At 69.3% G+C, this 26,586-nt stretch carries 20 protein-coding genes; 3 read left to right on the forward strand and 17 right to left on the reverse strand.

Annotated features, from left to right (window positions below; genetic code table 11):
- Window positions 1-36 precede the first annotated feature (36 nt).
- Together LVB77_RS11345 and pbpC are read left to right on the forward strand one after the other, a co-directional pair.
- Complete coding sequence (locus tag LVB77_RS11345; protein WP_232906226.1) at window positions 37-4,932, forward strand: alpha-2-macroglobulin; 4,896 nt, start codon at window positions 37-39, stop codon at window positions 4,930-4,932.
- 336 nt (window positions 4,933-5,268) lie between these two features.
- The gene (pbpC, locus tag LVB77_RS11350) at window positions 5,269-7,548 is read left to right on the forward strand and encodes a penicillin-binding protein 1C (protein WP_343226235.1); all 2,280 of its coding nucleotides are present in this window, start codon (window positions 5,269-5,271) and stop codon (window positions 7,546-7,548) included.
- Here pbpC and LVB77_RS11355 read toward each other — a convergent pair.
- The 4 genes from LVB77_RS11355 to LVB77_RS11370 form a co-directional block, all read right to left on the reverse strand.
- The gene (locus LVB77_RS11355) at window positions 7,545-8,072 is read right to left on the reverse strand and encodes a hypothetical protein (protein WP_232906227.1); all 528 of its coding nucleotides are present in this window, start codon (window positions 8,070-8,072) and stop codon (window positions 7,545-7,547) included. The two genes, pbpC and LVB77_RS11355, sit on opposite strands and share 4 nt — an antisense overlap.
- Window positions 8,073-8,152: 80 nt before the next feature.
- Window positions 8,153-8,914: a hypothetical protein gene (locus tag LVB77_RS11360; RefSeq protein WP_232906228.1), complete on the reverse strand. Its 762-nt coding sequence runs from the start codon at window positions 8,912-8,914 to the stop codon at window positions 8,153-8,155.
- A gap of 75 nt (window positions 8,915-8,989) precedes the next feature.
- On the reverse strand, window positions 8,990-9,589 hold the full coding sequence (locus tag LVB77_RS11365; RefSeq protein ID WP_232906229.1) for a ferritin-like domain-containing protein: 600 nt from the start codon (window positions 9,587-9,589) through the stop codon (window positions 8,990-8,992).
- An 86-nt stretch (window positions 9,590-9,675) separates the two neighbouring features.
- Window positions 9,676-10,152, reverse strand: a complete 477-nt coding sequence (locus LVB77_RS11370; protein ID WP_232906230.1) for a peroxiredoxin — start codon at window positions 10,150-10,152, stop codon at window positions 9,676-9,678.
- A 203-nt stretch (window positions 10,153-10,355) separates the two neighbouring features.
- On the opposite strand from LVB77_RS11370, the gene LVB77_RS11375 reads away from it, so the two are divergent.
- Window positions 10,356-11,249 (forward strand): DnaJ C-terminal domain-containing protein, encoded by an 894-nt coding sequence (locus LVB77_RS11375; RefSeq protein WP_232906231.1) that lies wholly within the window; start codon window positions 10,356-10,358, stop codon window positions 11,247-11,249.
- A 251-nt stretch (window positions 11,250-11,500) separates the two neighbouring features.
- Here LVB77_RS11375 and pilH read toward each other — a convergent pair whose 3' ends face one another.
- The 13 genes from pilH to purB all read right to left on the reverse strand — a co-directional run bounded on the left by pilH (window position 11,501) and on the right by purB (window position 26,394).
- Complete coding sequence (pilH, locus tag LVB77_RS11380; RefSeq protein WP_056174471.1) at window positions 11,501-11,866, reverse strand: twitching motility response regulator PilH; 366 nt, start codon at window positions 11,864-11,866, stop codon at window positions 11,501-11,503.
- Window positions 11,867-11,923: 57 nt separating this feature from the next.
- Window positions 11,924-12,916: a YhdH/YhfP family quinone oxidoreductase gene (locus LVB77_RS11385; RefSeq protein ID WP_232906232.1), complete on the reverse strand. Its 993-nt coding sequence runs from the start codon at window positions 12,914-12,916 to the stop codon at window positions 11,924-11,926.
- Between the two features lie 67 nt (window positions 12,917-12,983).
- Complete coding sequence (locus LVB77_RS11390; RefSeq protein ID WP_232906233.1) at window positions 12,984-13,955, reverse strand: hypothetical protein; 972 nt, start codon at window positions 13,953-13,955, stop codon at window positions 12,984-12,986.
- Between the two features lie 138 nt (window positions 13,956-14,093).
- Entirely contained in the window at window positions 14,094-14,726 is a 633-nt protein-coding gene (locus LVB77_RS11395; protein WP_232906234.1) for a DUF6438 domain-containing protein, read from the reverse strand.
- A 28-nt stretch (window positions 14,727-14,754) separates the two neighbouring features.
- Window positions 14,755-15,348 (reverse strand): TIGR00730 family Rossman fold protein, encoded by a 594-nt coding sequence (locus LVB77_RS11400; RefSeq protein WP_232906235.1) that lies wholly within the window; start codon window positions 15,346-15,348, stop codon window positions 14,755-14,757.
- Window positions 15,349-15,450: 102 nt separating this feature from the next.
- The gene (gene lpdA / locus LVB77_RS11405; protein WP_232906236.1) at window positions 15,451-16,875 is read right to left on the reverse strand and encodes a dihydrolipoyl dehydrogenase; all 1,425 of its coding nucleotides are present in this window, start codon (window positions 16,873-16,875) and stop codon (window positions 15,451-15,453) included.
- A gap of 146 nt (window positions 16,876-17,021) precedes the next feature.
- Window positions 17,022-18,233 (reverse strand): dihydrolipoyllysine-residue succinyltransferase, encoded by a 1,212-nt coding sequence (sucB, locus tag LVB77_RS11410; protein WP_232906237.1) that lies wholly within the window; start codon window positions 18,231-18,233, stop codon window positions 17,022-17,024.
- 79 nt (window positions 18,234-18,312) lie between these two features.
- Window positions 18,313-21,141 carry a 2-oxoglutarate dehydrogenase E1 component gene (locus LVB77_RS11415; protein ID WP_232906238.1) on the reverse strand — a complete coding sequence of 943 codons (2,829 nt, stop codon included), beginning with the start codon at window positions 21,139-21,141 and terminating at the stop codon, window positions 18,313-18,315.
- A 303-nt stretch (window positions 21,142-21,444) separates the two neighbouring features.
- Window positions 21,445-22,365: a GNAT family N-acetyltransferase gene (locus tag LVB77_RS11420; RefSeq protein WP_232906239.1), complete on the reverse strand. Its 921-nt coding sequence runs from the start codon at window positions 22,363-22,365 to the stop codon at window positions 21,445-21,447.
- A complete protein-coding gene (locus tag LVB77_RS11425) occupies window positions 22,362-23,519 on the reverse strand; it encodes a cupin domain-containing protein (protein ID WP_232910259.1) in 1,158 nt (385 codons plus the stop codon). The genes LVB77_RS11420 and LVB77_RS11425 overlap by 4 nt, the downstream gene beginning before the upstream one ends.
- Window positions 23,520-24,059: 540 nt before the next feature.
- Complete coding sequence (locus LVB77_RS11430) at window positions 24,060-24,458, reverse strand: VOC family protein (protein ID WP_232910263.1); 399 nt, start codon at window positions 24,456-24,458, stop codon at window positions 24,060-24,062.
- Window positions 24,459-24,569: 111 nt separating this feature from the next.
- Complete coding sequence (locus LVB77_RS11435) at window positions 24,570-24,998, reverse strand: DUF695 domain-containing protein (protein ID WP_232906240.1); 429 nt, start codon at window positions 24,996-24,998, stop codon at window positions 24,570-24,572.
- A gap of 19 nt (window positions 24,999-25,017) precedes the next feature.
- Complete coding sequence (gene purB / locus LVB77_RS11440; protein ID WP_232906241.1) at window positions 25,018-26,394, reverse strand: adenylosuccinate lyase; 1,377 nt, start codon at window positions 26,392-26,394, stop codon at window positions 25,018-25,020.
- Window positions 26,395-26,586 lie beyond the last annotated feature (192 nt).

Here is a 26,586-nt window from a genome sequence, read left to right on the forward strand (position 1 = left end):
GGCATCATCCGCCGCGCTTCGCGCGCCGCCGCCGCCTTGGCCCTGGCGATCGTGTTGGTCGCCGCGCCCGTTGCCTGCAAGCGCGACACCACCGGGCAATTGCCCGAAGTCAGCGGCGAGGCGATCAAGGCCAAGCGCGACAAAGTGGAAGGATTCGGCCTGGTCGCGGCGTATCCGGATCAGAAGTCGGACGAGCAACTGGCGATCGCGCTGGAGTTCAGCCAGCCGCTGGTCGGCAGCCAGGCCTTCGACGATCTGATCGCGGTCGCCGATAAGAACGGCGCGGTGGTCAAGGGCAGCTGGGTGCTGGACGAGGGCGGCAAGGTGCTGCGCTTCCCGCACGTGGAGGCCAGCAAGGACTACGTGGTCACCATCAAGGGCGGCCTGACCGCCGCCGACGGCGACCGCATCGGCAAGGCGGTGACCCGCAACGTCTACACCGGTCCGCTGGACCCGGTGGTCGGCTTCGCCTCGCAAGGCAGCGTGCTGCCGGCGCGCGAGAGCCGCGGCCTGCCGGTGGTGTCGATCAACGTCGCCGAAGTCGACGTCGAATTCATGCGCATCAAGGACAAGGAGCTGCCGAAGTTCTTCGCCGAGTACCAGCGCGGCGGCCGCCGCGGCAGCTGGGAACTGGAGCGCGACTGGGACGACAAGACGCCGCTGTCCAAGCTGGCCGAACCCGTCTACGTCAATCGCTTCGTGCTCGGCGGCAAGCCCAACGAGCGCGTGCTGACCTATCTGCCGCTGCAGGACATCGAAGAGCTGCAGAAGCCCGGTCTGTACTTCGCGGTGATGAAGCGCAGCGGCCAGTTCAAGGACGAGTTCGAGACCGCGTTCTTCACCGTCAGCGATCTGGGCCTGCACGCGCGCGTCTACAAGGACAAGCTGTTCGTGCACACCGCCTCGCTGGAGAACGGCGACGCGGTCGGCGGCGTCGAGCTCAAGGTGCTGGACGCCGCCGGCGAGCCGGTGCTGAAGGGCGAGACCGACCGCAACGGCAACGTCATGCTGCCCTACAAGCTGGACGCGACCCAGGTGCTGGTCGCGCAGCGCGGCAGCGACGTGTCGATGCTGCCGTTCAACCAACCGGCGCTGGACCTGTCCGAGTTCGCGGTGTCCGGCCGCGAGCAGGCCTGGTTCGACGTGTTCGCCTGGTCCGGGCGCGATCTCTACCGCCCGGGCGAGACCGTGCGCCTGTCGGCGTTGCTGCGCGACCAGGACGGCAAGCCGGTCGCGCTGAAGGGCAAGGCCCTGCAGCCGGTGTTCCTGCGCTACGTGCAGCCCGACGGCAAGACCTTCCTGGAAACGCGCCTGCAGCCCGACAGCCAGGGCTATGTGCGCCACGCGCAGGTGATTCCGGCCGACGCCGCGACCGGCCGTTGGCGGGTCGAGTTCCGCACCGATCCGGCCAGCAAGGAAGCGGTGCAGGGCATGACCCTGCGCATCGAGGAGTTCCTGCCCGAGCGCCTCAAGCTCGACCTTACTGCACAGACCACCTTGAAGCCGGGCGAGCCGATCAAGCTCGCCGTCGACGGCGCCTATCTGTACGGCGCGCCCGCGGCCGGCAACCGCTTCACCGCCAAGCTGGCGGTGATGGTGGAGCAGCATCCGCTGGAACAGCTGCCCGGTTATTTCTTCGGCGATCCGACCGTGACCCTGCCCAAGGAGGTCAAGGACGTGGTCGACACCGCGCTGGATGCGCAGGGCAAGTTGAAGCAGGACGTGCCGCTGCCCAGCGAGGCCAAGCCGGTCACGCCGATCGCCGCCATCCTCACCGGCAGCGTCTACGAAAGCGGCGGCCGCAGCGTCAACCGCAGCCTCAAGCGCGTGCTGTGGCCGGCCGATGCGCTGGTCGGCGTGCGCCCGCTGTTCGACGACAAGGAAGGCACCGATTCCAACGGCAACGCCGGTTTCGAGCTGACCCGCGTCGGCGCCGACGGCAAGCCGCGTCCGGGCCGCGGCCTGCGCGTGACGCTGGTGCGCGAGCACCGCGACTACCATTGGAACTACGACGCCGACGGCGGCTGGGACTACGATTTCAACCGCCGCTACGAGGACATCCAGACTCGCAACGTCGATCTGGGCGCGTCGCCGCTGCGCCTGGATTTCCCGGTCGAGTGGGGCGAGTACCGCGTCGACGTCTACGATCCGGCGACCCAGCTGACCACGCGCTATCCGTTCAAGGCCGGCTGGAGCTGGGACGACCAGAACCGCGGCCTCGATGCGCGTCCCGACAAGGTCAAGATCGCGCTGGACAAGACCGCTTACAAGGCCGGCGACACGCTCAAGGTCACCCTGACCCCGCCGCACGCGGGCAAGGGCCTGCTGATGGTCGAGAGCGACCGCATGCTGTACGTGCAGGCGATCGACGTGAAGGCCGGCAGCAGCTTCGAGATTCCGGTCACCAACGACTGGGACCGCCATGACGTCTACGTCACCGCGTTGGTGTTCCGCGGCGGCAGCGCGCCCAGCAAGATCACGCCGGCGCGCGCGGTCGGCATCGCCCACGTGCCGATGGACCGACGCGAGCGCACGGTCGCGGTCGGGCTCAACGTGCCCAAGCTGATGCGTCCCGAGCGCGACCTGCCGGTCACGGTCAGCGCGCCGCAGCTGGCGGGGCAGGAAGCCTACGTGACCGTGTCCGCGGTCGATGTCGGCATCCTCAACATCACCCGCTTCCCGGTGCCGGACGCAGCCGCGCACTTCTTCGCCCAGCGCCGTCTGGGCGTGGACGCCTACGACGTCTACGGGCGCGTGATCGAAAGCTTCGAGGGCGGCACCGCCAAGCTGCGCTTCGGCGGCGACATGGCGCTGGAGGCCTTGCCGCAGGCGCGGCGCCCGACCGCCAAGGTGCAGACGGTGGACCTGTTCGCCGGTCCGGTGCGTCTGGACGCCAAGGGCAATGCCGTGGTCAAACTGGCGGTGCCGGATTTCAACGGCACCCTGCGGGTCTCGGCGCTGGTGTATTCCGGCGGCAAGTACGGCAAGCGCGATCGCGAGACCATCGTGCGCGCGCCGGTGCTGGCCGAAGCCAGCACGCCGCGCGTGCTGGCGCCGGGCGACCGCAGCAACGTCACCCTCGACGTGCAGAACTTCACCGGCAAGCCCGGCGAGTTCGAGGTCAAGGTGGAGGGCATCGGTCCGCTCTCGCTCAGCGACGGCAATCGCAAGGCCAGCCTGGGCGTGGATGCCAAGACCACCTACACCTTCCCGATCGTGGCCCGCGAGGGCTACACGGTGGCGCAGGTGCGCGTGCGCGTGGAGGGCAACGGCTACAAGGTCGATCGCCGCTACGACGTGCCGGTGCGGCCGGCCTGGCCGCAGGTGTTGCGCGCACGCACGCAGGTGCTGGGCGACAACGCGCCGGTGCGCCTGGGCGCGGACTTCGCCGACGGCCTGATGCCCGGTTCGGTCAATGCGCGCATGACGGTCAGCGCCTTGCCGCCGATTCCGTTCGCCAGCGCCTTGCAGGGCGCGCTGGAGTACCCGTACGGCTGCGCCGAGCAGACCACCAGCAAGGGCTATGCCGCGCTGGAGCTGGACGAGGCGACGGCGAAGATGCTCGGGGTCAAGGGCCTGGACGCCAAGCAGCGGCGCGCGCGCATGGAAGGCGCGTTCGGCCGTCTGGCGGCGATGCAGATCGGTTCCGGCCACTACTCGATGTGGGGCGACGGCGACTACGTCAATCAGGCGATCACGCCGTACGTGGTCGAGTTCCTGCTCGACGCGCGCGATGGCGGGTTCGCGGTGCCCGAGGCGATGCTGCAGAAGTCGCTGAAGGTGCTCAACGAGGATCTGCTGTCGGGCGGTGCGCAGTTCTTCGGCTACGACCGCCGCGAACACCTCAAGTTCGCCTATCAGGCGCATGCGGGCTACGTGCTCGCACGCGTCAACCGCGCCCCGCTGGGCACCTTGCGCGCCTTGTACGACAACGAGCGCAAGAACAGCCTGACCGGCCTGCCGCTGGTGCATCTGGGCCTGGCGCTGTCGATGCAGGGCGACAAGGCGCGCGGCAAGAAGGCGATCGCCGAGGGCTTCGCGCGCGACTCCAAGGACCGTCCGGAGTACCTGGGCGACTACGGCAGCCGCGTGCGCGACGACGCGCTGATGATCGCGCTGGTGCACGAACGCGGCTACGCCACGCCGGCTTATGACGCGCGCGCCGTGCCGCTGGGCCTGGAGCTGGATGCGCGGCGCAACCGCGGCTGGCTGTGGCTGAGCACGCAGGAGCAGGTCGCGCTGGCGCGCTTGGGCAAGTCGCTGATGGCCGACCAGGCCAAGACCGTGTCCGGCCAGTGGAAGGTCGGCGAGGTCGCTGCCGATGCCGGCGCGGCCAAGATCGTCGGCCGCGTGTTCGACTACGACGCGCTGTCGGCGGGCGTGAGCTTCGCCCCGGTCGGCCAGCCGCCGCTGTACGCCAGCATGGAAGTGGCCGGCGTGCCGCGCCGCGCGCCGGAGCCGGACAGCTCGGTGATCGAGGTCAAGCGCAAGTACTACACGACCAAGGGCGAGGCCTGGGAAGGCGGCAGCCTGGAAGAGGGCGAGGCGTTGATCGTGCAGGTCAGCATCAAGGCCAGCCGCGCCATGCCCGATGCCTTGCTCACCGACCTGCTGCCGGCCGGTCTGGAAATCGAGAACTTCAACCTCGGCGACGCCAAGCAATGGGCGGGCGTGGTGGTGGACGGCATCGAGATCTCCGACCGCGACGACGCGGCCGAGGTGCGCCACGAGGAGTTCCGCGACGACCGTTACGTGGCCGCGCTGAAGCTCGACGTCGGCGACACCGCGCGCGTGTTCTATCTGGTGCGCGCGGTCACGCCGGGTACTTACACCGTGCCGCCGTCGTTGGTCGAGGACATGTACCGTCCCGACCTGCGCGGCGTCGGCAAGGCGGTGCCGGCGATGCTGACGGTGACGCAGCCGGGGAAGTGAGGGCGGCCCTCACCCCAACCCGCACCCCGGCCCGACCGCACAGCGGTCGGGCGTTCGGTGCGGCGCGAGCCAGTGGCTCGCAAGCGCCGTAGGCGTGAATGCTTTCAATCCCGGAACTCCAGTAAACGAAAGCCGGTGCATCCAGTGAGCAGTACGGAACCTCCGGCGTCGGAGCGGTCCTCACCCCAACCCTCTCCCGCAAGCGGGAGAGGAGGCGATGGCGTGCGGAGGCGGTGGTGGCGTCGCGCTGACCGAGGGGCGGCGACGACCGCGCACAAGCGGCGCCGCCGCGCCCTCAAAGCGCTGCTCGCCGCCTTGCTGTTCTTCACCTCGGCGATGCTGCTCGACCTCGCGTTCCCGCTGCCGTTGCCGCGCGACGGCCAGGCCGGCGCGGTGGTGGTGGCAGCCGACGGCACGCCGCTGCGCGCGTTCGCCGACCGCGGCGGAATCTGGCGCTATCCGGTGCGCATGGAGCAGGTTTCGCCGCTGTACCTGCAGGCCCTGCTGAACTACGAGGACCGCTGGTTCTGGAAGCACCCGGGCGTGAATCCCTACGCGCTGCTGCGTGCCGGCGGGCAGTGGCTGAGCAGCGGGCGGGTGGTGTCCGGCGGCTCCACTTTGACCATGCAGGTCGCGCGCATCCTCGATCCGCACACGCGCACGCCCTGGGGCAAGCTCAAGCAGCTGCTGCGCGCGTTGCAGTTGGAAGCGCACCTGTCCAAGCGCGAGATCCTGGGCCTGTACCTCAACCGCGCGCCGTTCGGCGGCACCGTCGAGGGCGTGGAAGCGGCCAGCTGGGCCTATCTGGGCAAGCCCTCGTCGCGGCTCTCGCATGCCGAAGCGGCGCTGCTGGCGGTGCTGCCGCAGTCGCCCAGCCGCCTGCGGCCCGATCGCGAGCCCGAGCGCGCGCGTATCGCGCGCGACAAGGTGCTGGCGCGCATGGCCGCGCTGGGCGTGTGGTCGCCGGCGCTGGTCGCCGACGCGCGCATCGAACCGGTGGTCGCGCGTTCGCTGCAGGCGCCGCAGCACGCGCCCTTGCTGGCGCAGCGCCTGCGCTTCGAGCAGCCCAAAGCGGCGCGGCTGGTGTCGACCATCGACATCGAACTGCAGCGCACGCTGGAGGACCGCGTCGCGGCGTACTTCTCCAATCTGCCCGAACGCACTTCGGCGGCGCTGCTGGTGATCGACAACGCCAGCCTGGAAGCGCGCGCCTACGTCGGCTCGGCGACCTTCGGCGACACCGCGCGGCTGGGTCACGTCGACATGGTCAAGGCCTGGCGCTCGCCGGGCTCGACCCTGAAACCGTTCCTGTACGGGCTGGCCATCGACGACGGCCTGATCCATTCCGAAAGCCTGTTGGTGGACGCACCGCAGGCGTTCGGCGACTACCGGCCCGGCAATTTCGATGCCGCCTTCAATGGCCCGATCGGCGCCGCCGAAGCCTTGCGCCTTTCGCTCAACGTGCCGGCGGTGGACCTGCTGGACCGGGTCGGCCCGAGCCGCTTCTCGGCGCGGCTCGCGCACGCCGGCATCGAGTTGCATTGGCCGCGAGGAGCCACGCCCAACTTGTCGATGATCCTGGGCGGCACCGGCGCGCGCCTGGAAGATCTGGTCGGCGCCTATGCGGCTTTGAACCGCGAGGGTCTGGCCGGGCACGTGCGCTACGGGCCGGAGGCGCCGCTGTTGGAGCGGCGCCTGCTGTCGCCGGGCGCGGCCTGGATCGTGCGCGAAATGCTGGAAGCCAATCCGCGCCCAGGCAGCGTCGCCGACACCTTCGATACCTCGGGACGCCCGCGCGTGGCCTGGAAGACCGGCACCAGCTACGGCTTCCGCGACGCCTGGGCGCTGGGCAGCACGCGCCGCTACACCGTCGGCGTCTGGGTCGGGCGGCCGGACGGCACGCCCTTGCCCGGCCAGTACGGCGCGGTCACCGCCTTGCCGTTGCTGTTCGAAGTGGTCGACAGCCTGCCGCGCCAGCGCGGCGACGGCGCGCTGCGGCCGCCGCCGGCGAACGTGGCGCAGATCGAGGTGTGCTGGCCGCTGGGCCTGCCACCGGATCCGCAGGCGCCGCAGCTGTGCCAGAAAAAAATGCAGGCCTGGACGCTGGATGGTTCGGTGCCGCCGACCTTCGCCGAGCGCGATGCGCGGCTGTGGAACGCCGGCGTGGAGCGCTACGACATCGACACCCGCAGCGGCCTGCGCCTGTCCGCCGACTGCAGCGCGCCGCACGCGCGCGGCGAGGCGCAAATCGCACGCTGGCCGGCGCTGGCTTCGCCGTGGCTGGCAGCCGACACGCGGCGCGCCTCGCGACTGCCGCCCTTGGCGCCCGATTGCGCCGACGACGGCCGCGACGGCGCCGAGGAACTGCTGATCGAAGGCATCGACGACCGCGCCACCCTGACGCGCGCGCCCGGCAGCGCGAAACCGCTGCGCCTGGCGCTGCGCGCGATCGGCAGCGACCGACGCGTGCGCTGGCTGCTGGACGGACGCCTGATCGGCGAAACCTCGGGCCAGGGCAGTTTCGCTTACGAGTTCGCCGAGCCCGGCGACCATCAGCTCACCGCACTGGCCGACAGCGGCGCGTGGGCGAGGGTGCGGTTCCGTATCCTGCGTTAGCTTTTGCGCCGCCGGCGCCGGTGCGCGTCCAGCGCGACGACCTTGCCGTCTTCCCGTTTGCCGTGTCGCGGTGGCGCCGGCCTTGGCTCGCGAGCGGGTTTGCGCCAGCGCTGCCGCCACCAAGCCAGTACCTTCCAGGCCCGCGCGCCGTCCAGCGGCGCAACCGGCGCCAGGTTCAGCGCGATCGTCATCAGGTTGAGCGCGCCCCAAGCCACGACCAGCGCGTCTTGCACCGGCACGGCCGGCTCCGGCCAGCGTTGCAAGCCGATGGCGACGGCAAGCGCGAGCAGCAGCAACTGGGCGCCGACGCCGCCCCAAGCGACGGCGATGTCCTGTCCGGGCGTGCGCGCGCATTCGTGTTCGCACAAGCCATGCATCGGATAGATATGCAGCGCATGCACATACAAGCCGTTGCGACGCGCGACCCAGGCATGGCCGGCTTCATGCGCGACGATCAGCAGCAGGTAGGCCACGGTGCCGGCGATCGCCGGCAGCCAGTTCCGGCTCGAAACCAGCGCCAGCACCGGTACGATCAGAACGCTCCAATGGAAGATCACCGGCGCGCCGAACAGGCGAAACGCGGACCAGCTGCTGCGTCGTGGCATCAATCGCGCGCCTGGTACGCGGCGACCACGTCGCCGATGGAGTCCGCGCCCGGCGCGTAGCGCGCACCTGCGTAGCCCAGGCCGGCCAGCACCAGGGCGATCGCGAGCATGGGCCAGAAGGTGTGGCGCAGGACGGTGCGTACCCAGTGCTGGGTCTGGATGCGGCGCAGGCGCCGATACAGGCTGCCGGCCAGTGCCACGTCCAGCAACAATTCGGCCATCAGCGTCGGCGCGATCCACACCACCCACAGGCTGAGCAGTGCCAGCCCGACCAAGGCGAGCAGGGCGGCAATGGCCACCAACAACAGCCAGCCCAGCCCGTCGTCGCCGGCGCAGCCGTCGGCGCCGTCGGGCAATTCGATCTTCGGCATCGCCAGCTCGGGCATCGGCGCCGGCAGCGACGGCGCCGGCTCCTGGAACGATGCCGATGCGCCGCCACCGCCGCTGTGTCCGCCGCCGCCGGCGTGACCGCCGGAGCCGCCGCCCGATCCGCCGTCGCTGGGGATGTCCAGATAGTCGTAAGCGCGGCTTTGGAAGGTGACCGCCCACAGCCACAGCAGGATCAGGAACGCGACGTAGGCGATGCCGACCGCGGCCGGGTAGCGCTGCCACATCGCCACCATGCCGGCGTCGCGCAGCAGGTAGGAAGCGAGAAACCCGATGCCGCCGGTGAGGGCAACGATCAGCAGCATCTGGAAGCGCGGCCAATGCCCGCGCTCCAGCTGGTTGCGCAGGCGGGCGATGTGTTCGAGGCGGCTCATGCCTCGAGTCTAGCCGCGCGCTGCCGCCGTCGCGACGGGGCGCCGCGGCCTTGCGCTAAGGCGCAACGATGGCGTTCAGCGTCCGGTCCAGCCGTCCAGCAAGTCGGCCAGTTCGTCGGCGTGTTCCTCTTCCTGGGCCAGGATGTCTTCCATCAGGCGCTTGGTCGTGGTGTCGCGGTCGCCCACGTAATCGATGATCGCGCGGTAGCTGTCGATGGCGATGCGTTCGGCGACCAGATCCTCCTTGACCATGTCGCGCAGGTCGCTGCCTTCGACGTACTCGGCGTGCGCGCGTGCGGACAGCACGTCGGGGTTGAGATCGGGGGCGCCGCCCAGTTGGACGATGCGTTCGGCGATACGGTCGGCGTGCGCCTGTTCCTCGTTGGCGTGTTCGAGGAATTCGGCCTTGACCGCGTCGGCCATCAGGCCGCTGGCCATGAAGTAATGGCGCTTGTAGCGCAGCACGCAGACGATTTCGGTGGCCAAGGCCTCGTTGAGCAGCTTGACCACGGTGGCGCGGTCGGCGGTGTAGCTGTCGGTGATCGCGCCGTCTTCGATGTGCTGGCGCGCCCGCGCGCGGATGGCCTTGATGTCGGCGATCACGGCCGCTTCGGGCTTGCGGCCGCTCTTGCCGGCCGCGTCGCGTGCGGGTTTGCTGGCGGGTTTGGCACTCATGTCGACCTCCTGGCGGTCGCTGGGGGCGAGTGCCCCCAACGATGCCTAGCGGCCGGTGACGGCGGTGTCGGCGCCGTCGCGCGCGTTCACACCAGCGACAGCATGTGCTCGGCCGAGGACACGCGGTACTCGCCGGGCGCTTCCACGTGCAGCTGCTTGACCACGCCGTCCTCGGCGTACAGGGCGAAACGCTTGGCGCGCGTGCCCATGCCGTAGGCGCTGGCGTCCAGTTCCAGGCCCAGCGCGCGGGTGAAGTCGCCGTTGCCGTCGGCCAGCATCATCAGGCCGTCCGGCACGTGCTGGGTCTGGCCCCAGGCCTGCATCACGAAGGGATCGTTGACCGCCATGCAGGCGACCTCGATGCCCTTGCCGCGGAAGTCGTCGAAATGCGCGACGAAACCCGGCAGGTGCTTTTCCGAGCAGGTCGGGGTGAACGCGCCCGGCACGGCGAACAAGACCACCTTGCGGCCGTCGAACAGGGCGTTGGTGTCGACGGTCTCGACGCCTTCGCGGATGCGTTGCAGATTGACTTCGGGCAGGCGGTCGCCGACCTGGATGCTCATGGGAAACCTCTCCGGTGGGGATGGCAGTCTGGTCGGCGCGCGCGTAACGGCGCGTCAAGACCGGGGTAGAGCGCGCATTGTGCGCGCAAGTATTGAAAAACGCAGGCGCGGCGGCCATTTCGGCCCGGTCTTCCCGTGCGGTCGCGCGCCGCCTACCCTGTGGGCCGGTGCGGCCGCGCAACAGCAAGTTTGAGGGTGCTTCGATGCAGTTCAAGGATTACTACGAAACCCTGGGCGTGGAGCCCAGCGCCGGCGAGGCCGAGATCAAGACCGCGTACCGGCGGCTGGCACGTAAATACCATCCCGATGTCAGCAAGGAAGCCGGCGCCGAGGACAAGTTCAAGGCCGTCAACGAGGCGTACGAGGCGCTGCGCGATCCGCAAAAGCGCGCGGCCTACGACCAGCTGCGCGCGCGCGGCTATCGCCCGGGCGACGAGGTGCAACCGCCGCCGGGCGGTTTCGGCGGCGGCTACGGCGGCGCCGACTTCGACGAGATCTTCGCCGGCGGCGGTGCGGGTGGCGGTTTCAGCGATTTCTTCGAAAGCCTGTTCGGGCGCGGTCGTGGCCCGGCTGGCTTCGGCGGCCAGGCCGGTCGGGCGCCGCCGCGCGGCGACACCCGCGCCAAGCTCGCGGTCTCGCTGGAGACGATCTACGAAGGCGGCTCGGTGCGGATCTCGGTCAACGGACGCACCCTCGAGGTACGCATTCCCAAGGGCATCCAGCCGGGGCAGATGATCCGGCTGGCAGGGCAAGGCACGCATGGGGATCTGCTGCTGGAAATCGAGTACGCCGCGCATCCGCATTTCGAGGTCGACGGCCGCAACGTGATCCACGTGCTGCCGTTGGCGCCGTGGGAAGCGGCCCTGGGCGCCACCATCAGCGTGCCGACCCTGGGCGGCTCGGTCGAGCTGAAGATCCCGCCGAACTCGGAAGCCGGACGCAAGCTGCGCCTGCGCGGGCGCGGCCTGCCGGGCACGCCGCCGGGCGATCAGATCGTCGAGCTGGAGGTGCTGGCGCCGCGCGCCGACACCGAAGAGCAGCACGCGGCCTACGCGCGCATGCGCGACGCCTTCGGCGACGATTGGCGGCGCGGCTAAGTCCGGATCGAATGCCGTGGGGTGCGGTGAGCGCGGCGAACCGCACCGGCGCGAGTCGCCAACGAAGAACAGGCGCTCCCGTAGGGTGTGGCGAGCCATGGGCGAACCGCATAGTGAGCGATGCGGCTCACCACGTCCTACGGATCGGATTCATGCGCCGACTCTCCGCGATCGCGACTCGCGTCGCTGCCACAGAAGGCGGTAGGGCGCTAAGGTAACGCGGCGGACCCGCGACGGCCCGCCCGCGGCGATCAGCCCGGCAACAGCTGGGCGATGATCTCGGACAGGTCGCTTTCGCTGAACGGCTTGGTGATGTAGGCCTTGGCGCCCTGGCGCATGCCCCAGACCCGGTCGGTGTCCAGATCCTTGGTGGTCACCAGCACGATCGGGATGTGCTTGGTGGTGGCCTCGCGGCAGATCGAGCGCGTGGCCTGGAAGCCGTTGAGGTTCGGCATGACCACGTCCATCAGGATCAGGTCGGGGATCTCGCGCTTGGCCGCTTCGACGCCGGCGGCGCCGTCCTCGGCGGTCAAGGCCTCATGCCCCAGCTTCTCGACGATGCGGCGGATGCCCATCAGCTGAGACGGTGAGTCGTCGACGATCAGAATACGCGCCATGTGTTTCCCCCGGGAATGTTGCGATTGTAGCGATGCGCGCTGACGCCGCAATGCCAACTAGATCACGACCAGCGTCCGGCCCAGGGAGCCCCCGGCCAGCATGCCGGGGAACACCTGGGGCAGCTCCGCCAGCCCCACTTCACGGGTGCATATGCGGTCCAGGTGCGCCGGTTTCCAGTCGCTGCCCAGATGCCGCCAGACTTCGTCACGTATCCGGCGCGCGGTGCCGGCCGAGGCCACCCCCAGCAGCGACACGCCGCGGATGATGAACGGCATCACCGTGGCGTCCAGTGCGGGGCTGGCGGCCAGGCCCGCGCTGGCGACGTTGCCGTAGGGCGCGGTTTGGGCCAGCAGGCTGGTCAGCATCGGCCCGCCGACGTTGTCCAGGCCGCCGCCGAAGCGCGCCGATTCCATCGGCCGGGTGGTGGCCAGTGCGTCGCGGCCCAGCACCTGGCTGGCGCCGATCGACTTGAGGTAATCGGTTTGCTCGGCCTTGCCGCTGATCGCATGCACCTCGTAGCCGGCGCGGCTGAAGATGTCCAGCGCGAGCGAGCCCACGCCGCCGCTGGCGCCGGTCACCGCCAGCGGGCCCAGTTCGGGCGTCTGGCGGTTGTCCTGCATGCGGTGCAGGGCCAGCGCGGCGGTGAAGCCGGCGGTGCCCAGGATCATGCTCTCGCGCAGGCTCAGGCCGCCCGGCAGCGGGATCGCCCACTGCGCTTCCACGCGCGCGTACTCGGCGTAGCCGCCGTCGCGGGTCTCGCTGAGGCCGCAACCGGTGACCAGCACGGCGTCGCCTTCGCGGAAGGCGCTGTCGGTGGAGGCGACCACGTGGCCGGCAACGTCGATGCCGCCGACCAACGGGAACCGGCGCAGGATCTTGCCTTCGCCGGTGCCGGCCAGGGCGTCCTTGAAATTGATCGAGGAATAGGCGGTCTTGATCACCACCTCGCCGGGCGAGAGCGCATCGATCGAGATGCGCTCCAAGCCGCTGCGATAGCCGGCGTCGTCGCTGTGGATGCGGAAGGCGTTGAAGTCGCTGGGTACGGTCATGGCGCGTTCTCTGCAGACAGAACGCGATGATAACCGAGCGCGATTGCGCGCCCGGTCATGGTCCGATTCAGCCGATCGGGCTGGAAGTGGGTGTGGCTTCGTGCTTGCGCTCTATACCGTCGCTCCATTGCTTGAGCTTGCGGTAGTCGGGCTCGTCCGGGCCCAGCAGCCGGATGCGGCCTCGCTCGACCTTCCATAACTGCTCGTTCTGGGTGGTGAACACCACGATCGGCGTGCGGTACTGCAAGCTCATGAACACATGGAACATGGTCGGTGCGGCCGAGGTCAGGTGCGAGACGAACAGCGACTCGGGTTTGCGCGCCTGATCCAGGGGCGCGTTCACGCAGCCGCGGGTCTGTTCGTAACGGTCGATCAGGCGCTCGCCCTGGGCATCGATGCGGTACATCGCGTAACCGCCCAGCGGCGCGGATTCGTCCAGCCATGGAGTCATCACGAACACCAGGATCTGGTTTTGGCCGTCCTCTTCGTACTCGAAGGCGACGGTATTGGGCGGGCGTTGGCTGCAATAGACCTGGTCCTGCTGGCGGGCCAGATGCAGCGCCGCCATCAGCCGTTGCTCGCGGAGTTGCGCGGGCTGCGGCGGTCGCAGGCGGGTGGCGTCGCGCACACCGAGTGGATCGAGACCCAGGGTCGCCGATGCGAACGCGACCAACCGGCCGTCGACCTTGCTGAAGTAACGCACATCGATGTCGTCGTCGCGTTCGAGGGTAAGCCAACCCGAGGGTTGGCCGGGCGCGTCCGGCAGGGCCTTGATCTTGACCAGCTCGTCTGTGGTCAGCCAGGCCGCCAGGTCGTGGCGGCGGATCGCGTTGCCGATGTACTCAGCGATGGCAACGTCGCGACGGTACTTGTCGGGGATGGTGCAGGTCAGGCGGCGATCGTTCTCGCCGGCGTCGGCTGGCAGCTCGGCGAGCTCGGCGCAGTCGTAGGCCGATTTCGCGGCCTTGTCCTTGGCACCGGCTGCGAGCGGGCACAGCAGCAGGGCCGCGAGCGCGGCGGTCGCGAATGGATAACGCATGAGTGCGTCGTGTCCCGAATTCCCCGATGTGATGCTAACGCAGGGGAGGGCGGGTTGGGGTTAACGCGCTCGTGGCACGAAAACTACTGACGCTGGAGTACGCAGCGGCGATATCAGCTCGCGATGGCCGCGCGTGAGTCAGCGAGCGCCCGGGGCAGCGGCGTCCGCCGTGCGACAGCGTTCGGGAACCGACGAGCGTGGGTCCATCGGATCGCCGATCGGCAGGAGTTCGTTGCTCCAGTAGGCGGCGCAACTGGCGGTATCGATCAGCTCAACGGTCTCGCAGAACACGTCGGGTACCCAGCGTGCCGGCTTGCCGGGTGTCGCGACGGCCGGCAGCGCGCCCGGCTCCTCGCTGTCGCGCAGGCACGCGGCGACGTTGCGAGAGACCGAACGGCTGCCGTGGCGATCGGTGATGGTGATCGTCGTGGTCTGGCCGTCGGTGACGCCGGCGCTGTAGACCGATTCGAGTTGGGAGAAGGCCTGCGAAAAGATCAGATCGAACATCGCCCGGCGATGCGGGTAGGCCAGGCCATAGGCTCGGACCACGTCGCCCTCCTCATTGCGCTCGGAATGCTTGCCGGTTCGGTCGCGACCGACGAACGCCACGTTGCCGCCGGGGCCGATATGGACCTCGTAGGGCACGCACAGACCGAGGCAGCCGCTGCGCTTGAGCACGACATGGGTGTCGTCGCGAAACTCGGGCTCGACCTTTTCGGCGGGCTGGCAGGCGCACAAGCCGAGCAACAAGGGCAGCACGAGTGCACGCATCGTCCGATCTCCTCTGGATCGATGCAGCTTAGCGCAGCGCGTTACGGCGCTTCTCGTCCATCCACTTGCTGGCTTCGGCCGGGCGGTAGTCGCGCATCCAGGTCAGCATCGCGTCCAGGTCGTCGCCGTGCCATAGATCGCGGCGCTGGTCGGCGTGCAGGAAGCGTTCGGCGACCATGCGATCCAGCATCGTCATCAGCGGCGTATAGAAGCCTTCGACGTCGAGGAAGGCGCAGGGCTTGTCGCCGATGCCGAGCTGGCGCCAGGTCAGCATCTCGAACATCTCGTCCAGGGTGCCGAAGCCGCCGGGCAGGGCGACGAAGGCGTCGGCGAGATCGAACATGCGTGCCTTGCGCTCGTGCATGGAGCCGACCACTTCGAGTTTGGTCAGGCCACGGTGCGCGACTTCCCAGTTGACCAGTTGCTCGGGGATCACGCCGATGGCTTCGCCGCCGGCTTCCAGCACCGCATCGGCGACCACGCCCATCAGGCCGACGTTACCGCCGCCGTAGACCAGGGCGATGCCGTCGCGGGCCATGCGCTGGCCCAGCGCCATCGCGCGTTCGGTGTAGATCGGCTGCGAGCCGGAGTTGGAGCCGCAGTAGACGCAAAGCGATTTCATGCTGGTATCCGATGCCGACCGGCGAGGTTTCGCGTTGCGGCGTAGTGGGGCCGAAATGCAGAACGGCGCACCAGGGTGCGCCGTTCCGGTCTTGCAGGCCGATCAGTTGGCCTTGTGGATCGCGCGCTTGTCGACCGCCATCGCCGCGTCGTGGATCGCCTCCGACAGCGTCGGGTGGGCGTGGCAGATACGGGCGAGGTCGTCGGCGGAGCCGTTGAACTCCATGGTCAGCACGCCTTCGTGCACCAGCTCCGACACGCCGACGCCGACCAGGTGCAGGCCCAGCACGCGGTCGCTCTCGGCGTGCGCGATGACCTTGACGAAGCCGGCCGGCTCGCCCATGGCCACGGCGCGGCCGATCGCCGCGAACGGGAAGCTGCCGGTCTTGTACGGCACGCCTTCGGCCTTGAGCTGCTGCTCGGTCTTGCCGACCCAGGCGATTTCCGGCTCGGTGTAGATCACCCACGGAATGGTGTCGAAATTGACGTGGCCCGGCAGGCCGGCGATCAGCTCGGCCACGGCGATGCCTTCCTCGAAGCCCTTGTGCGCCAGCATCGGGCCGCGCACGCAGTCGCCGACCGCCCACACGCCGTCGACGCCGGTGTGGCAGTGCTCGTCGACCTCGATCTGGCCGCGCTCGTTGAGCTTGACGCCGGTGCCTTCGGCCAGCAGGCCCTTGGACGCGGCGCGGCGGCCGACGGCCACCAGCAGCTTGTCCACGACCAGTTGCTGATCGGCCTTGCCGTCGTTGTAGGTCAGGTGCACGCCGTCCTTCTTGATTTCGGCCTTGCTGACCTTGGCGCCCAGCTTGATGTCCAGGCCCTGCTTCTTGAATTCCTTGGCCGCGGTCTTGGCGACCTCGGCATCGGCGGCGGCGAGGAAGTCGGGCAGGGCTTCGAGGATGGTGACCTCCGAACCCAGGCGCTTCCACACGCTGCCCAGCTCCAGGCCGATCACGCCGGCGCCGATCACGCCCAAACGCTTGGGCACTTCGGTGAAGTCCAGCGCGCCGACGTTGTCGACGATCTTGTCGCCGTCGAACTTGGCGAACGGCAGCTCGATCGAATCCGAACCGGCGGCGATGATGACGTTGGTGCCCTTGAGCTCGACCTCGGAGCCGTCGTGCTGCTTGACCTTGACCACGTTGCCCGGGTGCAGGGTGCCGAAGCCGTAGTACGGCGTGACCTTGTTGGCCTTGAACAGCATCGCGATGCCGCCGGTGAACTGCTTCACGATCTTGTCCTTGCGGCCGACCATGGTCGCGACGTCGATCTTGGCGTTGTCGGTGGTGATGCCGTGTTCGCCGAACAGGTGCTGCAGGTTCCAGAACTGGCGCGAGCTGTCGAGCAGGGCCTTGGACGGGATGCAGCCCACGCGCAGGCAGGTGCCGCCCAGGGCGGGCTTGCCGTCCTTACCCAGCGCGGCGTCGATGCAGGCGGTCTTCAGACCGAGCTGGGCGGCGCGGATGGCGGCGTGGTAGCCGGCCGGGCCGGCGCCGATGACGACTACGTCGAATTGCTCAGACATTCTCGTTCCTTAGCTTTTTCCTTCCCCCGCCGGGAGAAGGTGGCCCGTAGGGCCGGATGAGGGTCCGGGGCGAGTATGGAGCGGCGCGCTTGTGCCGGACCCTCACCCCAACCCCTCTCCCGGTGGGAGAGGGGCTTGGAGCGCAATCACATGCCCAGCAGCATGCGGTGCGGGTTCTCGAGCTGATTCTTGATGTCGACCAGGAACAGCACCGCGTCCTTGCCGTCGATGATGCGGTGGTCGTAGGACAGCGCGATGTACATCATCGGCGCGGCGATCACGGCGCCGTTCTCGACGATGGCGCGTTCCTTGATCGCGTGCATGCCCAGAATGGCCGACTGCGGCGGGTTCACGATCGGGGTCGACATCAGCGAACCGAAGGTGCCGCCGTTGGTGATGGTGAAGGTGCCGCCCTGCAGGTCTTCCAGCGCCAGCTTGCCGTCGCGCGCCTTCTTGGCGTAGTCGCCGATGGCCTTCTCGACGTCGGCGAAGCCCATGCGCTCGACGTTGCGCAGCACCGGCGTGACCAGGCCCTTGTCGGTGGACACGGCGATCGAGATGTCGGCGTAGCCGTGATAGACGATGTCGTTGCCGTCGACCGAGGCGTTGACCACCGGATGGCGCTGCAGCGCGTTGGCGGCGGCCTTGGCGAAGAAGCTCATGAAGCCCAGCTTGACGCCGTTGGCCTTCTCGAAGGACTCGCCCAGCTCCTTGCGCATGGCCATGACCTTGCCCAGGTTGACTTCGTTGAACGAGGTCAGCATGGCGATGGAGTTCTTCGACTGCATCAGGCGCTCGGCGATGCGCGCGCGGATGCGGGTCATCGGCACGCGCTCTTCGGCGCGCGCGCCGGCGGCATTGCCGACGCCGCCGGACTTGGCGTAGTTGAGGATGTCTTCCTTGGTCACCGCGCCCTTACGGCCGGTGCCCTCGACCTGCGATGCGTCGATGCCTTCCTTGTTGGCGGTGAAGCGCGCGCCCGGGGGCAACTGATCGTTGGCGGCCGGCGCCTTGGCGGCCTCGGCCTTCGGGGTGATCGGCTGCGCGCCGGCGGCCGGCAGCGGGCCGGCCTTGGCGGCGGCCGGAGCGGCTTCGGCGGCCGGCTTGGCTTCGGCGGCGGCGCCGGCTTCCACGATCGCGATCAGCTGCGAGCTGGTCACGGTGGCGCCTTCCTCGAACTTGATTTCCTTGAGCACGCCGTCGACCGGCGAGGGGACTTCGAGCACGACCTTGTCGGTTTCGAGGTCGACCAGGTTCTCGTCGCGCTTGACCGCGTCGCCCGGCTTCTTGTGCCACGTGGCGATGGTGGCGTCGGAGACGGACTCGGGCAGGACGGGGACTTTGATCTCGGTGCTCATGGGGTGGGCATCCTGGCTTGCTTGATTGGGTATGTGGCGGACGTGGAGCGAATGGGGTGTGGGACGTGACCGGCGCCGATTACTCGGCGCTGGCCTCGCCTTGCAGCGAATTGACCAGGGCGTCGGCGACCAGCTTGGTCTGTTCGGCGACGTGGTCGGCCAGGTGGCCCGCCGCCGGCGACGGCGAACGCGCGCGACCGGCGTAGTGCAGGGCCTGCTTCGGCGCCAGGCAGGCGGCGAGGTGGTGGCGGATCTGGTACCACGCGCCCTGGTTCTGCGGCTCTTCCTGGCACCACACCACGTCCTTGGCCGCGGTGTAGCGCTTGAGCTCGTCGCTCAATGCCTGACGCGGGAACGGGTACAGCTGTTCGACGCGCAGCAGGGCCACGTCTTCCAGGCCCTGCTTCTGCGCTTCCTCCAGCAGGTCGTAGTAGACCTTGCCCGAGCACAGCACCACGCGCTTGACCTTCTTCGGGTTGGCGGCGGCGTCGGGGATCAGGTGCTGGAACTCGCCCTGGGCCAGTTCGTCCAGGCTGGACACCGCCAGCTTGTGGCGCAGCAGCGACTTGGGCGTCATCACCACCAGCGGCTTGCGCGTGCTCATGCGCATCTGCCGGCGGATCATGTGGTAGGCCTGCGCCGGCGTGGTCGGCGCGCACACCAGCATGTTCTCCAGCGCGCACAGCTGCAGGAAGCGTTCCAGGCGCGCCGAGCTGTGCTCGGGGCCCTGGCCTTCGTAACCGTGCGGCAGGAACAGCGCCAGACCGCACAGGCGGCCCCACTTGGCCTCGCCCGAGGACAGGAACTGGTCGATCACGACCTGCGCGCCGTTGGCGAAGTCGCCGAACTGCGCTTCCCAGATGTCCAGGGTCATGGGATCGGCGGTCGAGTAGCCGTACTCGAACGCCATCACCGCTTCCTCGCTGAGCAGCGAGTCGATGATGGTCACGTCCGACGGCGTCTTGACCAGCTCGCGCAGCGGCAGCACGTAATCGTCGCTGGTCTGCTCGTGCAGGATCGCGTGGCGGTGGAAGAAGGTGCCGCGGCCGCAGTCCTGGCCGACCAGGCGCAGCTTGTAGCCTTCGCTGAGCAGGGTGGCGTAGGCCAGGTTCTCGGCGAAGCCCCAGTCGCCGGCCAGCTCGCCGGCGGCCATCTTGCGGCGGTCTTCGTAGATCTTGGCCACGCGCGGATGCAGCTTGACGCTGTCGGCGATGGTGTTGATCTGCGCGGCCAGGCCGTCGAGCTTGGCGCGGTCGAAGGTGGTGTCGACCGGGTCGGTGACCTTGCCCGACAGGTACTTCGACCAGTCGATGGTGAACTCGTCGGGCTTGACCTCGACCAGCTCGGTGGTGACCGCGCCGGCGTCGAGCTTGTCGCGGTAGCCGTCGACCAGGGCCTGCGCGTCGGCGGCCTGGATCGTGCCTTCGGCGACCAGACGCTCGGCGTACAGCTCGCGCGGGGTCTTGTGCTTGCGGATCACCTGGTACATCAGTGGCTGCGTCGCCGCCGGCTCGTCGGCCTCGTTATGGCCGTGGCGGCGGTAGCAGACCAGGTCGATGACCACGTCGCGGCCGAAGCGGTTGCGGAAGTCCAGCGCCAGCTCGGCGCAGAACACCACCGCTTCCGGATCGTCGCCGTTCACGTGCAGGATCGGCGCGCCGACCATCTTGGCCACGTCGGTGCAGTACAGCGTCGAACGCGCGTCTTCGCGGGCGCTGGTGGTGAAGCCGACCTGGTTGTTGATGACGATGTGCAGGGTGCCGCCGACCGCGAAACCGCGCGCCTGCGACATCTGGAACAGCTCCATGCCCACGCCCTGGCCGGCGAACGCGGCGTCGCCGTGCAGCAGCACCGGCAGCACCTGCGCGCGACCCTTGTCGCCGCGGCGGGTCTGGCGCGAACGCACGCTGCCGGCGACCACCGGGTTGACGATTTCCAGGTGCGAGGGGTTGAACGCCAGCGCCAGGTGGACCGGGCCGCCGGGCGTGGCGACGTCGGCGCTGAAGCCCATGTGGTACTTCACGTCGCCGGTGTGGGCGTGCTCGTCGTGATCGAACTTGCCTTCGAACTCGTCGAACAGCTTGCGCGGCGGCTTGCCCAGGGTGTTGACCAGCACGTTGAGGCGGCCGCGGTGGGCCATGCCGATCACCACGTCCTGCGCGCCTTGCTCGCCGGCGCGTCGGATGGTGGTGTCCATCAGCGGGATCAGGGCGTCGCCGCCTTCCAGCGAGAAGCGCTTCTGGCCCACGTACTTGGTGCCCAGGTAGCGCTCCAGGCCGTCGGCCGCAGTCAGACGCTCGAGGATGCGCTGCTTGTCGGCGGCGCTGCGGCCGTAGTTGCCGGCCGCCGTTTCCAGGCGCTCGTACATCCAGCGGCGCTGTTCGGCGTCGGCGATGTGCATGAACTCGGCGCCGATCGGGCCGGTGTAGGTGGCCTTGAGCAGGGCGACCAGGTCGCGCAGCTTCATGCGCTCCTTGCCGCCGACGCCGCCGGTGCTGAACTCGCCGGACAGGTCGCTCTCGGACAGGCGGTGGAAGCCCAGCGCCAGGTCCGGCGCGTCGGGCTTGTCGAGCAGGCCCAGCGGGTCGATGTCGGCGGCCAGGTGGCCGCGCGAACGATAGGCGGTGATCAGTTTGCCGACCCCGCGCTCGCGCTCGTCGCTGGGGCCGGCGCTGGCGCCGGCGGGGGCGCCGCGGGCGGCGGCCCGGCTGGCCTGGGCGACGGAATCGATGGCGGCCGAGTGCGGCACGTCGCCGGCTTCGCGGCCCTTGAAGCCGTCGAAATAGGCCTTCCATTTGGCCCCGACGCTGTCGGGATCGACCAGGTACTGCTCGTACAGGTCTTCGATGAAGGCGGCGTTGGCGCCGAGTTGCGAGGACTGGGAGAACTGCTTCAGGAGACTGTCCACGATGGTTATCGGGAAACTCTAGGGGGCGGAAGAGGCGTCGCGCGCGGGCCGATGGCGCTTTGCGCGGACATAGGATCGGAATTATAGCGGTAGTGTTAAGGCCAGCGGCATAACTACTTAGGTCTAAGCGACAGATTTCGTTCGATTTCCGGCTTCCGACCGGGCCGGACCGTCGAACCGGCCGCTGCGGCAAGCCCTGAAAATCTTGGGCTGGGACGCGGCCTTTCAAGCGCGGCCGCGGGCGCGGTCGCGGGCGCCGCACGGTTTAGTCGCGGCTCAGGCGCGCAGGCGCCGGCGCCGGTTTCAGATCCCCAGCGCGCGGTACTCGGTGCAGGGACGGGCGCGCTCCCAGACCGGGTCGAAGTGGGCGCGCAGCTGGCGCGCGCGCGCGCCGTCGTCGACGCGGGTCTCGCCGTCGAAGCGGTGGCCCAGGACGCGGAAGTACCAGCCGTCGCGGTCGTTGACCACATAGGCCGAGGGGTAGTTCTGGTCCACCGGCTCCTCGATCGCGCGGAATTCGAACGCGGTCGGCAGGCGCTGGGCCAGGCCGATCAGCGGCGCCAGCGCGCGCTGCGGCGCGGCCGGGTCCTGCAGCAGCACGCGCACGCCGCCGCCGGCGACCGCGTGGCGGCGCAGGGCGGCGAGGGCGTCGGGGCGGTCGAGCAGGCCGGGGTCGAGTTCGCGGCTGTAGACCGACAAGCCGCGGCGGCTGCCGGCGATCACGCCCTGCAGCGCGGCCAGGGCGGCCTCGCGGCTGTCGACCGGGTTGGCCGCGCCCAGCAGGCGGCGCATGCCCAGGTGTTCGATGCCGGCCTCGAGGAAGCGCGGCCCCTGCGGCAGGAAACCGTGGCGGGCGTAAAAGGCGATCGCCGAGGCCTGGCTGTGCAGGGACACTTCGCGCCAGCCCAGCTCGGCGGCGCGTTGCAGCAACGCGGTCAGCAGAGCGTCGCCGACCCCGCGCCCGCGCCAGGCGGCGAGCACGGCCATGCGCCCGATGCGGCGATCGGGGGTGAGCCGGCCGGTGCCGATCGGGGCGCCGTCGGCGTCCACGGCCAGCACGTGCTCGCACGAGGGGTCGCGTTGCGCGTCCAGCTCCAGTTCGGCCGGCACGTTCTGTTCGCGCACGAACACCGCCTCGCGCACCGCGCGCAGCGCCGGCAGGGCGGCGGCGTAGTCGCTCACGGCGACCACGCGGTAGCCCGGGCCGGATGCGCCCGCGCTCATTCCTCTTCCCCGTCGTCGTCCAGGCCCAGGCGGTAATGGCCGCCGGCGATCAGCTCGTGCACGCAGGCGCGGCCGGCCTCGGACAGGGCGGCGTACAGGGCCTGGTCGATCTCGGCCGCGTTGGCCAGGGCTTGCGCGTCCTTGGCCGGCAGGGCGTAGTCCTGGCCGCTCACGTACAGGCGCGCGGCGCGGCCCTTGGCCCGCGCGCGGCGCCAGGCCAGACGCGACCAGGGGTGGCGCCACAGCGTCGCGCCGTGCTGCAGGTCCCATTCGATCTCGATGCGCGAGCGCGGCGGTTCGGTGCCCGCCGACACCGTGCCGGCGGCACGGTAGACGGTGATGAAGCGGCCGAACCAGTCGCCGAGGCGGTCGGGATCGTTCATGCGCAGGGCGTTCAGGGCGGCGACCACGCGGTCCATGGCGGCCGCGTCGATCTCGGCCGGGTCGCGCGGCGGGCTCAGGTCGGGGTCGCGGTAGCGCAGCGATTCGTCGGCCTCGGCGGCCAGGGTGTCGACGTAGTCGCCCATGAGTTCGGCCGACGACGGCGCGCGCATGCCGACCGAGAAGGTCAGGCAGGCGTCCTCGGCGACGCCGTGGTGGGGCACGCCGGGCGGCAGATACAGCATGTCGCCGGGGCCCAGCACCCAGTCGTGGCTGGGCGCGAATTCGCTGAGCAGCTTGAGCTCGGCGTCGGCGCGGAACCCTTGCGGCGGATTCGGACCGGCATCGATCTGCCAACGCCGATGGCCCTGGGCCTGCAGCAGGAACACGTCGTACTGGTCGACGTGGGCGCCGACCGAACCGCCGGGCGCGGCGAAGGACACCATGATGTCGTCGACGCGCCAGCGCGGCAGGAAGTCGAAGGCCGGCAGCAGCGCGACCACGTCGGCGTCCCATTTGTCCACGTCCTGCACCAGCAGGGTCCAGTCCTGCTGCGGCATGCCCGGAAATTCGGCTTCGTCGAAGGGCCCGTGGCGCACGCTGTAGCGGTCGTTGGCGCGGTCGTGCTGGATCAGCCGCGACAGCGCGGCTTCCTCGCAGGCCAGGCCGGCGAGGTCCTCGGGCTGGATCGGCGAGACCAGGCCGGGGAAGGCGTTGCGGATCAGCAGCGGGCGCTTTTGCCAGTAATCGCGCAGGAACTGCGCGGCGGGCATGCCCAGCGGCGGCGCGCGACTGGCGTCGACCTCGATCGGGGCGGCGGCGGGCTTGGACTTGCCGGCGGCGGGGGATTTCTTGGCCATGGGGGCGGGCTGGCTCGTAGCGGTGGCGCGGCGGTTTGCGCGGATCGCTTCATTGTCGCTCATGCGGGGGTGAAGATCGTTGTTGGTTACCCCTTTAAGCAATGGGTTTGGGACGTTGCTTTGGCTTTGGCGAGAGCAATAGCCACGGCCACAGCAAATCCCCCGGCGCCGCGAGTCACGCATCGCCACCGAACTACATCGGGCGCCCGCCCCCTTTTGCAAAGGGGGCGATGAAGAGGGGCGATGAAGAGGGGCGATGGGGAAGTGGAGGGTGGCGCTGCGCCTTGAATTCCCCCCTTTGAAAAAGGGGGGCTAGGGGGGATTTGCTTTTGCTCTGAAGAGAGCAACAGCCGCAGCAAATACCCCAGCGCCGCGAGTCACGCATCGGCATCGATTTACATCGGGCGCCCGCCCCCATTTGCAAAGGGGACGAGGGAGAAGGGGCGACGGACCTTATCCCGCGATCTCGTCGTAGCCCCGTCCCAGGAACTGCAGCAGACACCAGCCGTGCCCGAACGGGTCGGCCAGTTGCACGATGCGGCCCCAGTTGGCCTCGCGTATCGCGCCTTCCTGGGTCGCGCCAGCCGCGAGTGCGCGCGTCAGCGCCGCGTCCAGATCCTCGACGACCACGTCCCCGTGCGCGGGTGTCCAATGGCGCGCGTAGTCGCGCACCGAGCCGGAGGCGCCGACGCTGCCGGCAGGTTTCTCCAGCAAGTAGATCGGCACCTGCGCGCCGTCCAGCTCGAGCACGCTGTCGCCCAACCGACGCGCGGGGCGCAGGTCGAAAGCGGCGACATAGAAACGTTCGGCCGCGGCCAGGTCGGGGACGTCGAGATTGAGCAGCAGCCGCATCGTCATGGCGTGACCTCAGTCCTTCCTTGATTCAAGCCAGTCCTGCTTCAAGCCAGCCCAGCTTCAAACCAGTCCAGCTTCAGCGCGGCGAAGCTGCAACCCAATCCTGCTTCAACGCAGCCCGATAGCCGCCGCGAAGGAGTGATAGAACTCGCCGCCCGGATCGCTCTCGCGGTCGATCTCGATCGGGTAGGGCGTGGCTTCCTGCGGCATCGCGTTGAGCACGCCGACGAAGGCCTCGACGTCGCGACTGTAGAACACGTACTCGCGGTGGTCGGGTTCGGTGAACACGATCGCCAGCAGGCTGTGGCCGGCGGCCTCGATGCGTTCGCAGACGCGGTCCTCGAAGCGCTGCATGGCCTCGAGTTCCTCCGGCGAGGCGGTGCCGAGGCTGCGGTCGTCCTGGTAGGCCCAGATCAGGTTGAGCCGGTCCGGGTAGGCGCGGAAGTCGAAACCGCGCTCGAAACGCTTCAGCCGCATCAGCGACAGGCCGTCGTCGGCGCGGTGTTCGGCCAGGGTCCAGCCGCGGGTGTCTTCCATGGCGCGCGCGCTCCTGCGGTCAGATCTCGCGCGCCAGGCGCTCGGCCAGGCCGCTGTAGCGGCCCGGCGTCATCGCCATCAGACGCTGCTTGTCGGCCGCCGGCAGGTCCAGGCCGGCGATGAATTCGCGCATCGAGGCCTCGGTGATGCCCTGGCCGCGGGTCAGCGCCTTGAGCTGCTCGTAGGGGTTGGGCAGGCCGTGGCGGCGCATCACCGTCTGCACGGCTTCGGCCAGCACTTCCCAGGACGCGTCGAGGTCGGCGGCCAGGCGCTCGGGATTGACGCTGAGCTTGCCCAGGCCGCGCAGCAGCGCGTCGTAGCCGATCAGGGCATGGCCGAAGGCGGTGCCCAGCGCGCGCAGCACGGTCGAGTCGGTCAGGTCGCGCTGCCAGCGGCTGATCGGCAGCTTGGCGGCGAAATGCTCGAACAGCGCGTTGGCGATGCCGAAGTTACCCTCGGCGTTCTCGAAATCGATCGGGTTGACCTTGTGCGGCATGGTCGAGCTGCCGACTTCGCCGGCCTTGACCGCCTGCTTGAAGTAGCCCAGCGAGATGTAGCCCCAGATATCGCGGCACAGATCGACGCAGATCGTGTCGATGCGGCGCTGGGCGTCGCAGATCTCGGCGATGCCGTCGTGCGGTTCGATCTGGGTGGTGTAGGGCTGCCAGTCCAGGCCCAGCGAGGCGACGAAGCGCTGCGAGAACGCCGGCCAGTCGATGTCCGGGTAGGCGGCGACGTGGGCGTTGTAGTTGCCGACCGCGCCGTTGATCTTGCCGGGCATCTGCGCGGCGGCCAGGGTTTCGCCCTGGCGCAGCAGGCGCGCGACCACGTTGGCGATTTCCTTGCCCACCGTGGTCGGCGAGGCGGTCTGGCCGTGGGTGCGCGACAGCATCGGCAGCGCGGCGTGCTCGTGCGCCATCGCGCGCAGCACCTGGATCAGCTGGTCGAGCTTGGGCAGCAGCACGTGCTGACGCGCCTCGTTGAGCATCAGCGCGTAGCTGAGGTTGTTGATGTCCTCGCTGGTGCAGGCGAAGTGCACGAACTCCAGCGCCGGGCCCAGTTCGGCGTCGTCCTTGAGGCGCTCCTTGATCAGGTACTCCACCGCCTTGACGTCGTGATTGGTGGTGCGCTCGATTTCCTTGACCCGGGCCGCGTCGGCCACCGACAGCCCGTCGGCGAGCGCGCGCAGGCGCGCGGCGGCGGCGTCCGAGAACGGCGCCAGCTCGGCGATGCCCGGCTCGGCGGCCAGCGCCAGCAGCCATTCCACCTCGACCTTGACCCGCGCCTTGATCAGGCCGAATTCGGAGAAGATCGGGCGCAGCGCGTCGACCTTGGCGGCGTAGCGGCCGTCTAGCGGGGAAAGGGCGAGCAGCTGGGCGTTGGGGTCGGCGGACATGGCATGAGAGGGCGGGAAACAGTCGAACATTCTAACAGCCCGGCGCTTTTGCCCGTTCGCGCCGCCCCGGTACGGCGCGGTACGGGACTAGCCGCGCCGCGCCGCGGACGCCATCATGGCGGCGCCAGCGCAGTCCGATGCCAGCCCGATGCGCCGCCCTTGCAAGCCGCGGCGGCGCCCCCGACCTTGATC

Source organism: Lysobacter sp. 5GHs7-4 (assembly GCF_021284765.1).
In the GTDB taxonomy this organism is placed as follows: domain Bacteria; phylum Pseudomonadota; class Gammaproteobacteria; order Xanthomonadales; family Xanthomonadaceae; genus Lysobacter.